Origin of the sequence: Neisseria sp. HMSC073G10, from assembly GCF_001812605.1 — a bacterium.
Taxonomy (GTDB): Bacteria; Pseudomonadota; Gammaproteobacteria; order Burkholderiales; family Neisseriaceae; genus Neisseria; species Neisseria subflava_A.
In genome coordinates this window covers 122,713-136,939 of the sequence record NZ_KV809528.1, presented here as the reverse complement: position 1 = coordinate 136,939, position 14,227 = coordinate 122,713, and the positions used below count along the sequence as shown (strand labels likewise).

Annotated in this window: 11 protein-coding genes, 1 tRNA gene and 1 riboswitch; of the genes, 2 read left to right on the top strand and 10 right to left on the bottom strand. The window is 53.2% G+C overall.

Features of this window, described 5'->3' with window-relative positions; genetic code table 11:
* Nucleotides 1–12 precede the first annotated feature (12 nt).
* Nucleotides 13–606, bottom strand: coding sequence for a ribonuclease HII (gene rnhB, locus HMPREF2865_RS06595; RefSeq protein WP_070646574.1), 594 nt, complete (start codon nt 604–606; stop codon nt 13–15).
* 154 nt (nt 607–760) lie between these two features.
* Here rnhB and HMPREF2865_RS06590 point away from each other — a divergent pair, with 154 nt between their 5' ends.
* Nucleotides 761–1,897, top strand: coding sequence for an FUSC family protein (locus HMPREF2865_RS06590; protein WP_070646496.1), 1,137 nt, complete (start codon nt 761–763; stop codon nt 1,895–1,897).
* 178 nt (nt 1,898–2,075) lie between these two features.
* Here HMPREF2865_RS06590 and HMPREF2865_RS06585 read toward each other — a convergent pair.
* Nucleotides 2,076–2,152, bottom strand: a tRNA-Met gene (locus HMPREF2865_RS06585).
* A 110-nt stretch (nt 2,153–2,262) separates the two neighbouring features.
* Nucleotides 2,263–2,362: riboswitch (TPP riboswitch) on the top strand.
* Nucleotides 2,363–2,456: 94 nt separating this feature from the next.
* Here HMPREF2865_RS06585 and thiC point away from each other — a divergent pair.
* Nucleotides 2,457–4,346, top strand: coding sequence for a phosphomethylpyrimidine synthase ThiC (gene thiC / locus HMPREF2865_RS06580; RefSeq protein WP_070646495.1), 1,890 nt, complete (start codon nt 2,457–2,459; stop codon nt 4,344–4,346).
* Nucleotides 4,347–4,437: 91 nt separating this feature from the next.
* On the opposite strand, the gene murJ is transcribed toward thiC, so the two are convergent.
* From murJ to rseP, 8 genes are all read right to left on the bottom strand, one after another.
* Entirely contained in the window at nt 4,438–5,976 is a 1,539-nt protein-coding gene (murJ, locus tag HMPREF2865_RS06575; protein WP_070646494.1) for a murein biosynthesis integral membrane protein MurJ, read from the bottom strand.
* 9 nt (nt 5,977–5,985) lie between these two features.
* On the bottom strand, nt 5,986–7,161 hold the full coding sequence (lpxB, locus tag HMPREF2865_RS06570) for a lipid-A-disaccharide synthase (protein ID WP_070646493.1): 1,176 nt from the start codon (nt 7,159–7,161) through the stop codon (nt 5,986–5,988).
* Between the two features lie 162 nt (nt 7,162–7,323).
* Entirely contained in the window at nt 7,324–8,100 is a 777-nt protein-coding gene (gene lpxA, locus HMPREF2865_RS06565) for an acyl-ACP--UDP-N-acetylglucosamine O-acyltransferase (RefSeq protein ID WP_070646492.1), read from the bottom strand.
* A gap of 74 nt (nt 8,101–8,174) precedes the next feature.
* Entirely contained in the window at nt 8,175–8,624 is a 450-nt protein-coding gene (gene fabZ / locus HMPREF2865_RS06560; protein WP_003681704.1) for a 3-hydroxyacyl-ACP dehydratase FabZ, read from the bottom strand.
* Between the two features lie 73 nt (nt 8,625–8,697).
* A complete protein-coding gene (gene lpxD / locus HMPREF2865_RS06555) occupies nt 8,698–9,738 on the bottom strand; it encodes a UDP-3-O-(3-hydroxymyristoyl)glucosamine N-acyltransferase (RefSeq protein WP_070646491.1) in 1,041 nt (346 codons plus the stop codon).
* Nucleotides 9,739–9,839: 101 nt separating this feature from the next.
* Nucleotides 9,840–10,349, bottom strand: coding sequence for an OmpH/Skp family outer membrane protein (locus HMPREF2865_RS06550; protein ID WP_039864258.1), 510 nt, complete (start codon nt 10,347–10,349; stop codon nt 9,840–9,842).
* A gap of 111 nt (nt 10,350–10,460) precedes the next feature.
* Nucleotides 10,461–12,863, bottom strand: coding sequence for an outer membrane protein assembly factor BamA (bamA, locus tag HMPREF2865_RS06545; RefSeq protein ID WP_070646490.1), 2,403 nt, complete (start codon nt 12,861–12,863; stop codon nt 10,461–10,463).
* Between the two features lie 3 nt (nt 12,864–12,866).
* A complete protein-coding gene (gene rseP, locus HMPREF2865_RS06540) occupies nt 12,867–14,207 on the bottom strand; it encodes an RIP metalloprotease RseP (protein WP_070646489.1) in 1,341 nt (446 codons plus the stop codon).
* Nucleotides 14,208–14,227 lie beyond the last annotated feature (20 nt).

The window sequence follows — 14,227 nt, the reverse complement described above, 5'->3', positions numbered from 1 at the left end:
TTTGCTATGCTCTCATTCTTCAAACAGATTGCCTTGTGCCAATAAGGTTTTGACCGGTGCGAAATCGCGGCGGTGTTCCGGCAAGACGCCGTATTGTTTCAACGCGGCCAAGTGTTGCGCCGTGCCGTAGCCTTTGTGGCGGTCAAACCCGTATTGCGGGTAGCGTTTCGCCAATTCATACATTTCTGCATCGCGCGCGGTTTTGGCCAAAACCGAAGCGGCGGAGATTTCAATAATTTTGCTGTCGCCTTTGACCACTGCTTCGGCAGGAACATTCAAATCTTTCGGTACACGGTTGCCGTCTATCCACACTTTGTCGGGAGTAACCGACAGCCCCTCGACTGCGCGCTTCATCGCGGCCATGGTTGCGTGCAGGATGTTCAGTTGCAGGATTTCGTCGGGATCGGCAAAGGCAATGCTCCACGCAACCGCCTGTTCCTTAATCATCTGCACCAACATATCGCGCTTTTTTTCGCTCAGTTTTTTTGAGTCGGTCAAACCCGGCAGGTCAAAATGTTCCGGCAAAATCACTGCCGCCGCAAATACGCTGCCGACCAAAGGGCCGCGTCCCGCTTCGTCCACGCCTGCGCTTAAAATCGTCGCCATTTCTTCACCGCCTGTCTGATTCAAAGCCTCCATTATATCCGCTTGCGGCAGAGAAAATCCGCAATAGGACAAGCCGTTTGAGAGCAGTTCAAATTTCATCTGTTTTACCAATCAGTTATAATTTACATCCCCACATACCGATACGTCTTACAACATGCCTGCCCAATCCGAACGCCTCCATTTTTCTGAACGCTGGCTCAACGCCTACGAGCGCTACCGCTATCGCCGCCATATCCACGCCTTCCGCCTCGGCTTGGCAATCGTGTTTTCCACCCTGTTGGCCAAAGTCTTCCACCTGCAACACGGCGAGTGGATCGGCATGACCGTCTTTGTCGTCCTCGGCATGCTGCAATTCCAAGGCGCGATTTACTCCAAAGCAGTCGAACGGATGCTCGGCACGGCCATCGGTTTGGGCGTCGGGTTGGCCGTTTTATGGTTGAACCAGCATTATTTGCAAGACGGCGTTTTCTTCTATCTGATTATCGGTGCCGCCAGCGCAGTGGCCGGTTGGTCTGCGGTCGGCAAAAACGGTTATGTCGCCATGCTTGCCGGTTTGACCATGTGCATGCTCATCGGCGACAGCAGCCACCACTGGCTCGACAGCGGCCTGATGCGCGCCATGAACGTTTTGATTGGTGCCGCCATCGCCATTGCCGCCGCCAAACTCCTGCCCCTGCGCTCTACCCTGATGTGGCGCTTCATGCTTGCCGACAACCTCACCGACTGCGCCAAAATGATTGCCGAAATCAGCAACGGCAAGCGCATGACCCGTGAGCGTTTGGAGCAAAACATGATTAAAATGCGCAAAATCAACGCCCGCATGGTCAAAAGCCGCAGCCATCTGGCCGCCACATCCGGCGAAAGCCACATCAGCAACAATATGATGGAAGCCATGCAGCATGCCCACCGCAAAATCGTCAACACCACCGAGCTGCTCCTGACCACTGCCGCCAAACTGCGCGCGCCTACGCTCAACGAAAGCGAAATCCGCCTACTCGACCGCCATTTCAACCAACTCCAACGCGAGCTTCGGCTGACCGTCCGCCTCATCAAAGGCCACTACGCCCGCCGTATCCGCATCGATACTTCGCTCAATACCGAACTAAGCAAACCTGCCGCCCGCCTGCATTACGACTGGCAAGGCTTCCTCTGGCTCAGTACCAATATGCGCAACGAAATCGCCGCTTTGGTGATCCTGTTGCAACGTTCGCGCAATAAATGGTTGGACAAAAAAGAGTTGCAACGCCTGAAAGAACACCTGCGCAACGATACCGATCCAGAGCAACAATAGACCGTCTGAAAAACACAAACTCAAAATAAAAGACAAAAGCAAATTAGCCGCCGATAACATCGGCCAATAAAAAAGGCCGTCTGAAACCCAATGGTTCAGACGGCCTTTCAATCAATCCAAGCAACAATAAATGCTGCATAAAGCAAAATCCCCTGCAATTGCAGGGGATTTTTATATTTGGTTGCGGGAGCAGGATTCGAACCTACGACCTTCGGGTTATGAGCCCGACGAGCTACCATGCTGCTCCATCCCGCGTCAGAAGTTGTAACTATACGGAAAGATGGAATCGCTGTCAAGCGTTTTTGACAGAAAATGCGAAAAACGCCGCTTTACAAAAAACCGTCCGCATGGTTTAATTTTCGTTAATAAAGAAACAGGGGTGCTGCTTTCAAACCGAGCGGCTGAGAAATACCCTTTACACCCGAACAGGATAATACCTGCGTGGGGAGTTTCGGCAAATGTGATTTTAAACGGTTGATTGAAGATATCCACAAGGCCGTCTGAAAAAAAGCAATGCTCCTGTTTCCATTTCATAACCGAGAAACAGGAGCAATTTTTTATGACTACTGCTAAAAAAACCGGCGATGAGGCGCGCCGTCTTTCCGACTTGAGCGAAGACATCGGCATCCGCTTCCAATATCCCAATTCCGACCGCGTCTATATCCCGGGCAGCCGCGCCGACATCCGCGTGCCTTTGCGCGAAATCCGTCAGGACGACACCTACTCGGCGCAAGGTACGGAAGCCAATCCGCCGATTCCAGTGTACGACACCAGCGGCGCATACGGCGATCCGGCGGCACACATCGATCTAAAACAGGGTCTGCCGCACGTCCGCACCGCATGGCTGGATGAACGGAGCGATACCGAAATCCTGCCTACCCTGTCGAGCGAATACGGCACCGAACGCGCACACGATCCGAAAACCGCCCATCTGCGTTTCAACCAAATCACCCGCCCGCGCCGCGCCAAAGCAGGCCGCAACGTAACCCAGCTCCACTACGCCCGCCAAGGCATCATTACGCCGGAGATGGAGTTTGTCGCCATACGCGAACGCATGAAGCTGGACGAACTTTTCAGACGGCCTGAATACGCCAAGCTCTTGAAGCAACACGCAGGGCAAAGTTTCGGCGCGAATATCCCGACCCATCCCGACCAAATCACGCCCGAATTTGTGCGCCAAGAAATTGCCGCCGGACGCGCGATTATCCCTGCCAACATCAACCATCCCGAACTCGAACCGATGATTATCGGCCGCAACTTCCGCGTCAAAATCAACGGCAACTTGGGCAACTCCGCCGTCACTTCCAGCCTGACAGAAGAAGTCGAAAAAATGGTGTGGTCGCTGCGCTGGGGCGCGGACACGATTATGGACTTATCCACAGGCGCGCACATCCATGAAACGCGCGAATGGATTATCCGCAACGCACCTGTCCCCATCGGCACCGTGCCGATTTACCAAGCTTTGGAAAAAACCGGCGGCATCGCCGAAGATTTGACTTGGAATTTGGTGCGCGACACCTTAATCGAACAGGCAGAACAAGGCGTGGACTATTTCACCCTGCACGCAGGCGTATTGCTGCGCTATGTACCGATGACGGCTGACCGCCTCACAGGCATCGTATCGCGCGGCGGCTCTATCATGGCGAAATGGTGTCTCGCCCATCATCAGGAAAACTTCCTCTACACACATTTCGACGAGATCTGCGAAATCATGAAAGCCTACGACGTGTCGTTCAGCCTCGGCGATGGCCTTCGTCCCGGCTGCATTGCCGATGCCAACGACGAATCCCAATTTGCCGAGCTGCACACCTTGGGCGAATTGACCGCCAAAGCATGGGAACACGACGTACAGGTTATGATCGAAGGCCCCGGCCATGTACCGCTGCAACGCGTGAAAGAAAACATGACCGAAGAGCTGCAACATTGCTTTGAAGCACCTTTCTACACCCTCGGCCCGCTCGTTACCGACATCGCCCCCGGCTACGACCACATCACCTCGGGCATAGGCGCGACCAATATCGGCTGGTACGGTACGGCCATGCTCTGCTACGTTACCCCGAAAGAGCATCTCGGCCTGCCCGACAAAGAAGACGTGCGCACCGGCATCATCACCTACAAACTTGCCGCCCATGCCGCCGACCTCGCCAAAGGCTGGCCGGGCACACAGTTGCGCGACAACGCCCTGAGCAAGGCGCGTTTCGAGTTCCGCTGGCGCGACCAATTCCGCCTCAGCCTCGACCCCGAACGCGCCGAGAGCTTCCACGACGAAACCCTGCCCGCCGAAGGCGCGAAAATCGCCCACTTCTGCTCGATGTGCGGCCCAAAATTCTGCTCAATGAAAATCACGCAGGAAGTACGCGACTACGCCGACAAGCAAAAAGCCCAACAGCAAGGCATGGAAGAAAAAGCGATTGAGTTCATCAAAAAAGGAGCCAAGCTTTATAGTTAAAACGTAAAGCAAGAAAAGGCCGTCTGAAAATGTTTCAGACGGCCTTTTTAGTGAATAGCCTTTAAGCCAAAGCAATACGCACTACAGTTGCTTATTTTTCTACCCTGCGGAAATGGTGCGGACGGAAGCCGAGCGCGGCGAGGGAAACAAAGTAGAGGCCGCCGCCCAAGGCAATCAGGATGCAGAGTTGACCTGCTTTTTTAAAGCCGCCGACGTGTACCCATTCAAACGGCAGATAATATTGCGCCAGCCACAAACCGCCGCCCATGACGACCAAAGAGATGACCATTTTGACCAAAAACGCTGCCCATCCTTTACCGGGGCGGTAGATGCCGTGTTTGCGCAAAAGGAAAAACAGCAAACCTGCATTCAGACACGCGCCCAAACCGATAGCGAGGGACAGACCGACGTGTTTGAGCGGCGAAATGAAGGCAAGGTTCATCAACTGCGTGCAAATCAGCGTGAAAATAGCGACCTTAACGGGGGTTTTGATGTTTTGGCGGGCGTAGAAACCGGGAGCCAACACTTTAATCATAATCAGACCGATCAAGCCGAAGGAATAGGCAATCAGTGCGTGTTGGGTCATTTGCGCATCGTGCAGCGTAAATTCACGGTACATGAACAAGGTCGTAACCAGAGGGAAAGACAACACGGCAAGGCCAACGGCGGCAGGCAGGGTCAGCAGCATACACAGGCGCAAACCCCAGTCGAGCAGGCCGGAAAACTGCTCGGTATCCTGACTGGCTGCGTGTTTGGACAAGGTAGGCAACAAAATCGTACCAAGTGCCACGCCCAAAACGCCGGTCGGCAATTCCATCAGTCGGTCGGCGTAATACATCCATGACACGCTGCCAGACTGCAAAAACGAGGCAAAAATGGTGTTGATAACCAAGGAAATCTGCGCCACGCTCACGCCCAAAATAGCCGGGGCCATCTGTTTCATTACGCGGTTAACCGCCGCATCTTTAAAGCTGAGTTTGGGCATTTTCAAGAAGCCCAGTTTCGCCAACCAAGGCAGTTGGAACACCAGCTGCAACACGCCGCCGACAAATACCGCCCACGCCAAAGCCATAACAGGCGGATCGAAATACGGTACGAAGAACAGGGAAAAGACAATAAAGGAGATGTTCAAAAATGTCGGCGTAAAGGCGGGAATGCCGAATTTATGATAGGAATTGAGTATCGAACCAACAAAAGACGACAAGGAAATCAAAAAGATATAAGGAAACGTCACCCGCAGCAGGTCGATGGAAAGCTGAAACTTATCGGCTTCTTTGGCAAAACCGGGCGCAGAAACATAAATCACCCACGGCGCGGCTAGTATGCCCAGCGCAGTAACGATGACCAGCACAAACGACAACATACCGGCCACATGGCGCACAAACGCCTGCGTGGCTTCGGGCGAGCGGGTTTCTTTGTATTCCGCCAAAATCGGTACAAAGGCTTGGGCAAATGCGCCTTCTGCAAACACGCGCCGCAGCAGGTTGGGCAGTTTGAACGCGACAAAAAACGCATCCGTCGCCATGCCTGCACCAAACGCACGGGCAATAATCGTATCGCGCACAAAGCCCAAAATGCGCGACACCATCGTCAGGCTGCCAACCTTGGCCAAGGCTCCCAATAAATTCATGTATTTTCCTTAATTGTCTTTAAGGCCGTCTGAAAATCCGGCTTCTTCCAATACTGCTGCCGCCGCTAATGCCGCCGTATCTTTTTTCAACAACAGATGCAAGGCGTGGAAATCCTGTTCCAACGCGGCCACGGCTTCAGGGCGGTCATACCAGTCTGCCACGGCCTGCGCCAGTTTTTCAGGGACGGCATCATGTTGCAGCAACTCGGGAACAGCGTTTTTACCCAACAAAATATTGGGCAAACCAACATGCGGCACTTTGATTTTGTTTTTCACATACGCATAAGTCAGCGGCGAAATTTTGTAGCTGATGACCATAGGCCGCTTGCACAAGGCCACTTCCAAAGTCGCTGTACCGCTGGTGACCAATACCACGTCGGCAGCAGTGCAAACCGTATCCGACTGCTTGTCGGTCAGCGTGATGGGAAGAGAGGCAAACTCGGGCTGCGCCAAAATTTCGCTAATGCGTTTGCGCGTTGCGGCCGTTGCCACAGGCAGCAAAAACTGTGCCTGCGGATAGCGTTTCAGCAGCAATAAGGCCGTCTGAAAAAACACCGCCGCCATGTAATCGATTTCGCTCACGCGGCTGCCGGGCAATATGGCAAACACGGGCACGTCCACAGGCACGCCCAGCTTCTGCCGCGCCGCCGCCCTATCCGCTTCCAGCGGCATGGTTTGCGCCATCGGATGGCCGACAAACTCAGCCTTGCCTCCGGCATCGATATAAAGCTGCGGCTCCATCGGAAACAGGCACAACACGCGGTTGACCTGATGCACGATTTTATTGACCCGTTCGCGCCGCCACGCCCAAACCGACGGGCTGACGTAATGAATAGTATGAATGCCTGCCTGCTTGAGTTTTTCCGCTACGCCGAGATTGAAGTCCGGCGCATCGATGCCGATAAACACATCCGGCTTGAGGCGGATTAAATCGCTCACCAGACCTTTGCGGATTTTCAAAATCTGCGGCAGGCGTTTGATGACCTCAACAAAACCGCGTACCGCCAGCTTTTCCTGATCGTACAAACTCTCAAAACCCTCCGCTTTCATGCGCTCGCCACCGATGCCGGTAAACCGCGCATTCGGGCAACGCGCCTTAATGGCACGGATTAAGTGTGCGCCGAGCAAGTCGCCGGAAGCTTCGCCGACGCTGATGGCGATAAGGGGGGAAGGATTGGGGTTCATGTGTTGTTGAGGTTCGGAAGCTAAAAGATTTGGGTGCGGACATTTGCCCGCCCGTTTTCAGACGGCATCAGTAGCAAACGGACAAGAAACCTGCCCTACTGCGCGGATTTTTGCAATCCAAAGGCCGTCTGAAAAAGTTTCAGACGGCCTTCAATCCATCAATCAACGGATAATGCCGCGTGTGGATTGTGCAAAAAATTCTTTAAATACCGCCAATTCACTTTGGGTTTCGGCGCGTTTCAGAATATCTGCCTTGGCTTCTTCAAACGGAATGCCGCGATGGTAAATGGTTTTATACGCATCTTTGACAGAGGCAATCTGTTCGGCCGTGAAGCCGTTGCGGCGCATACCTTCGCTGTTGAGGCCGGCCGGTTCGGCGCGGTAGCCTGCGGCCATGAAGTACGGCGGTACGTCTTTATGTACGCCGGCGGCAAACGCGGTCATGGCGTAGTCGCCGATTTGGCAGAACTGGAACACCAGCGTGTAGCCGCCCAAGACGACGTAGTCGCCGATGGTAACGTGGCCTGCGAGTGAGGCGTTGTTGGCGAAGATGGTATGGCTGCCGACCACGCAGTCATGGGCAAGGTGGCAGTAGGCCATAATCCAGTTGTCGTCGCCGATACGGGTTTCGCCGATGCCGGTGACCGTGCCGAGGTTGAACGTCGTAAATTCGCGGATGGTGTTGCCGTTGCCGATAATCAGCTTGGTCGGCTCGTCGCGGTATTTTTTGTCCTGCGGAATTTCGCCGAGGCTGGCAAATTGGAAAATGCGGTTGTTTTCACCGATGGTCGTATGGCCGTTGATGACGACGTGCGGGCCGATTTCGGTATTCGCACCGATTTGCACATTGGGGCCGATGATGCTGTATGGGCCGACTTTGACGCTGGAGTCGAGTTCGGCTTTAGGGTCGATGACGGCGGTCGGATGGATAAGAGTCATGCTGTCTCCTTGCTGTCTGATACAGGTATTACCTGCAAGATGCCGTCTGAACTTTCAGACGGCCTGTCCCATTCTTACACCACGCGTTTGGCGCACATAATCACGGCTTCAACGGCAACTTGGCCGTCGACTTTGGCAACGGCGTTGAATTTGCCGATACCGCGTTTGTTGGTCAACAACTCGACTTCAAAAACCAGTTGGTCGCCGGGAATGACTTGGCGTTTGAAACGGGCGTCGTCGATACCGGCGAAGAAGAAGAATTCGTTTTCTTTGCGGCCGCCTTCGCTGAGGATGGCGAGTGTGCCGCACGCTTGCGCCATGGCTTCGATAATCAACACGCCGGGCATCACGGGCAGGTCGGGAAAGTGGCCTTGGAACTGCGGCTCGTTCATGGTGACGTTTTTAATCGCAGTCAGGGTTTTCATCGGTTCGAACGCAGTAATGCGGTCGAGTTGCAAAAACGGATAACGGTGTGGGATAAGTTTTTGAATGTCTTTGGCTTCGATCGGGAGTTGTACGTCCATGATGTTCGTCTTTCCTTGTTTGTATTGGGTTTAAACGTATTCGGATGCGGGGCGCGGACTGTTTGCGCCGCCTTTAGGCTTCGTCGCTGTCGGCAAGCTGTTTTTCCAGCGTTTTGAGGCGTTTGTTCATTTCGCTCAAACGGTGGATATAAACGGCATTGCGCGCCCAGTCTTTGTAGCCCGACATCGGGAAAATACCGGCCAAATGCTGGCCGCTTTCGGTAATGCTGTGGGTAACGGATGTGCCGCCGCCGATGGTGGTTTTATCGGCGATTTCGATGTGTCCGACCGTGCCGACGCCGCCGCCGATAATACAATAATTGCCGATGGTGACGCTGCCGGAAATGCCGGTTTTGGCGGCGATAACGGTGTGCGCACCGATTTTGCAGTTGTGGCCGATTTGGACTTGGTTGTCGATTTTAGTACCGTTGCCGACGGTCGTATCGCTCATCGCGCCGCGGTCGATATTGGTGTTCGAACCGATTTCCACATCATCGCCCAGCGTGACTGCGCCGGTTTGTGGGATTTTAAACCATGAATCGCCGGCGAAGGCCAAGCCGAAACCGTCTGCGCCGATGACTGCGCCGCTGTGGATTTCGACACGGTTGCCCAAAGTGCAGCCGTAATAGATGACGGAGTTGGGATGCAGCACGACTTCATCGCCCAACGTGCAATCATGTTGGACAACGGCATTGGCCAAAATACGGCAACCTTCGCCCAATACGGCATTCGCGCCGATATAGGCATTCGCGCCGATTTCGCAACTCGCCGGCACTTTGGCGCTGGCCTCAACAACGGCAGTCGGATGTACACCGCCCTGTGCTTTGACAATCGGCGAGAACAATCGTGCCACTTTGGCAAAATAAAGATAAGGGTCGGCAGCCACAATCAGGTTGCGGCCTGCAAATTCATCTGCGGCTTTCGGCGACACAATCACTGCGCCTGCCTGGCTGTCGTGTACTTCGGCTTTGTATTTCGGATTGGCCAAAAAGCTGATGTGTTCCGCCTGAGCCTGATCCAACGGACGGACGGCGGTAATGGCGATGTCTTCGCCTTTCCATTCGCCGCCGAGTTGGGAAACGATTTGGGACAGGGTGTATGCTTGTGAAGTCATGATAATCTGCCGTCAAGATGTCAGGCCGTCTGAAAGATGCCGGTTTGGGTTTCAGACGGCCTTAGGTTTGTCTGTATGGTTACATTCGCTGCCGAGCAGGGTCAGTGAGCATTTAGGGCTTTGATAACGCTATCGGTAATGTCGTAGCGGCCGTTGACGTAAATCACGTCCTGCAAGATGAAGTCGTAACCTTCGCGTTTGGCTAAATCGACGATGACGCGGTTGGCATTTTGCTGGAGCGCGGCGAATTCTTCATTGCGGCGCAAGTTGTAGTCTTCAGCCAACTCGGCCTGCTGCTTGCGGAATTTCTGTACCAGATTGCGCCATTTTTGGGTTTCGGCTTCCCTTTGGCTGTCGCTGAGCTTGTCACCGCTCAGTTTTCGCTCCAAAGCCTCGCCTTCCTGCTGCAGCTTTTGCAAGGCGGTTTGACGGCTTTTGAACTCTTTTTCCAAAGTCATCTGAATGTTTTGCGCCTGCTTGGATTCCTGATAAACGCGCTCGGTATTGATAAAACCGATTTTCTGCACGCCATCCGCCGCCGCTTGCGGCAACAGCACGAAACCCGGCAGGGCTACGGCGAGGACACGGAGGGTGTCGGCTATTTTACTCATGATAAAAATCCTTGCTTGAAAACAAACGGGCGGTTTGCAATAAGCTTGCCGCCAATCTGCCATGAGGCCGTCTGAAACGGACAAACCCGGTTTCAGACGGCCTAAACATCATCAGAATGTCGTACCGAGTTGGAATTGGAAGCGTTGGATTTCGTCGCCTTCTTTTTTCTTAATCGGATAAGCATAACTGAACTTCATCGGACCCAGCGGAGAGAGCCAGGTCACGGCAGCACCGGCAGAGTAACGCAATTCGTTTTTGAATGTCGATTTGTGCGTTGTGCCTACGCCATACACGTTTTGGAGCGCGCCATTGGTGTAATAAGAATTGCTGCTGCTGTCGTTGTAGGTTTTGTCGTCCCACACGCTGCCCGCATCGGCAAACAGGCTCAGACGGACAGTACGCGAGTCTTTAATACCCGGCATTGGGAAGAGCAACTCTGCGGAAACGTTGGCTTTTTTGTTACCGCCGTAGCTGATTTTCTCACCGTATTCGTCATAAACTTTCGGGCCCAGCGTACCGCTTTCAAAGCCGCGGACAGAGCCTAAGCCGCCGCCGTAGAAGTTTTCAAAGAACGGCATGGTTTTGGTTTTGCCGTAGCCGTTGCCATAACCGACTTCGCCACCCAGCATCAGCGTGAAATCTTTGCTCAATGGGAAGAACCAAGTTTGGTTGTGGGTCAAGGTGTAGTATTGCAGGTCGCTGCCCGGCAAAGCGATTTCGCCATTTACGCCGGTCAGGTAACCGCGGGTCGGCCACAAGGCATTGTCGGTTTTGTTGCGGCCCCAGCCGATGGTACCTTTGTACAACCAGCCTTTGAAGTTACCCACGCCGCTGCCGTTGCCTTTACCGTATTGGTTGATAAAGTCGGCATAGCGTTTAGGCGCGCCTTTGTAGGTGTTCACGGTCAGACGCTCAGCGGCCAAACCGAAGTTCACACGGTCATATTCGGTAACCGGAATACCAATACGCAAACCACCGCCGAAAGTCGTGGTTTTATACTGTTTCGCGCTGGAAGAAGCTTTACGCGGGTCGTAAGTCTTACCATAAAGGTCGTAGCCCAAGCTTACGCCGTCAGGTGTGAAGTATGGGTCGGTAAACGACAACGAGCCGTTTACTGTGGTTTTACTGCGGGAAGCGCGCAGGGCAACGGATTTACCCGTACCGAACAGGTTGTCTTGAGCCACACCGGCAGACATCACCAAACCGGTATCCTGAACCCAACCTGCGCTCAAGTCGAGCGAGCCGGTAGAACGTTCGGTCAGACTCATGTTCAGGTCAACTTGGTCAGGAGTATTGGCCACAGGAACCGCATCAAATTGAACGTTATCGAAATAGCCCAACAACTCAACGCGCTCTTTAGAACGTTGCAGTTTGGCAGAGTCGTAAGGCGCCGATTCCATTTGGCGCAACTCGCGGCGGATGACTTCGTCACGGGTTTTGTTGTTGCCGGTAATGTTGATTTCGTTCACATAGATTTTGCGGCCCGGTTGAACGGTCAACACAAAATCAACAGTATGCGTTTCGGCATTTGGAATCGGTTGGACATTGATTTCGCTGAATGCGTAACCTGCCTGACCCATGCGGTTTTGGATGGCTTCGAGCGAATTGGACATTTGCGCGCGCTCGTACCATTTGCCCGGCTTCATGGTCAGCAGTTTTTCCAAATCTTCTTTCGGCACTTCCAGCGTATCGCCTTCGATGCGTACATTGCCCCAGCGGAAGCGGTCGCCTTCGCTGACGGTTACTTTAATGGTCTGCTTGGTTTTGTCTTCGTTGGTTTGGATGTCAGTATCCAAAATACGGAAGTTGAAGTAGCCGTTGTTTTGGTAGTAATTGGTGATTTTTTCCATGTCCTGAGCAAATTTTTGCTCATTGAACTGGTTGCTCTTCGTGATCCAAGTCCACATGCCGCCTTCGCTCAGGGACATTTGTTTCATCAGACGGCGGTCGGAATAAACTTCGTTGCCTTCAAATGAAATATCGGTAATCTTGGTAGATTTGCCCTCTTCGATGGCAATATCAATAGACACGCGGTTGCGGGCGAGTTTGGTTACGGTCGGAGTGATTTGGACAGACTGTTTGCCACGGCTCAAATACTCTTCTTTCAAACCGGCAACGGCTTGATTCAGCGTTGCTTGGTTGAAGTATTGGGATTGCGCCAAACCAAATGCTTCAAGGTTTTTCTTGATGGCATCGTTTTGCAGCATTTTCGCGCCGGTAATATTGAGCGAGCTGATGGTCGGACGCTCAATCACGGTCAACAGGACTTGATTGTCCATGGTCTCGACGCGTACGTCGTCAAAGAAACCGGTTGCGTAGAGTTTTTTGATGATTTCTTCACTGCGCGCATCATTGAAATTATCACCGACTTTAACGGGCAGGTAGTTAAAGACGGTACTCGGCTCGGTGCGTTGCAGGCCTTCGACGCGGATGTCCTGAATGGTAAAGTCAGCCAATGCCAGTGGAGACAGGCTCAATACCATTAAAGCGGAAGCAATCTGGTTCAGTTTCATAAATTATCCAAACAAACGGTTGATGTCATTAAAGAAAGCCACAGCCATCATCAAAAGCATGGCTGCCAGTCCGAAGCGCAGGCCGACTGCCTGTATGCGCTCGCTCAAAGGCTTTCCGCGTATCCATTCGGCGGTATAGAAAACCAGATGTCCACCGTCTAAAACGGGTACGGGCAAAAGGTTCAACACGCCTAAGCTGATGCTGACCAAGGCCAGAAATTCGAGGTAGCTCTGCAATCCGAGTTTGGCGGATTGTCCGGCGACATCGGCAATGGTCAGGGGGCCGGAAATATGGTTCAAAGAGGCATTGCCTGTAACCAGTTTTCCGAAAAATTTGAGGGTCGTCCACGAATAGTTGACGGTTTTGTTCCAACCCAATTCAAAGGCTTGGGCAACGGAAGGCGTATAACGGTAGCGGATGGTTTTATCCCACTCTTTATCCGCCTGGGCGGCAAGCCCTGCTCTACCGACCAGCACGCCTGCCGACTGCTCGACGCTGTCCGGTCGAATAGCGGTCGCCAGTATTTTACCGTCGCGCTCGTAAGTCAGCTCGATTCGTTTACCGGGGCTGGCGCGGAAGAGTTCCGTCCATGCCTGCCAGCTTTCGATGGGCTTTCCATCGGCGGTCAGCAGTTTGTCGTTTTCCTTCAAACCTGCTTTTTCGGCCGGACTATTGGCCAAGACTTTGCCGATGCGGTTAGTAATTCTAAAAGGCAAAAGGCCGATGTTGCCTTGGTTTTTCGCAACTTTACCTGCTTCAGGCGTGCCGGCGGCATCAATTATGCGGATGGCTTGTGTATTAGAGGCCGTCTGAACAGCGACTTTTACAGGGCCGGCTTCAAGGTTCAACACCATCTCGGTTTGCGCATCGCTCCAGTCTTTAACGGCGATTCCGTTGACCGATACAATTTTATCGTCTGCCTGAAAACCTGCTTTGGCGGCAATACTGGCAGGCTCGACCATGCCGACATAAGGGCGCAACTCGGTTACGCCGAAAGAAAAGCTCAAGCCGTAAAGCAAAACGGCTAAAATCAAATTGGTCAAAGGGCCGGCGGCGACAATGGCGATGCGTTTGGCTGGATGCTGCTTGTCAAAGGCGTAGGGCAAATCTGCTTCTGCCACTTCGCCTTCGCGCGTATCGACCATTTTAACGTAACCGCCCAGCGGAATCGGGGCAAGACACCACTCGGTATCGCCGCGTTTTCGGGTGAAAAAGGGCTTACCGAAGCCGACGGAAAAGCGCACGACTTTAACGCCGCACCAGCGGGCAACAATATAGTGTCCGAACTCATGCAGGCTGACCAAAATCAGAATGGCGACGATAAAGGCTAAAAAGGTTTGCAAAAAAAATCCCCTGTGTGGAG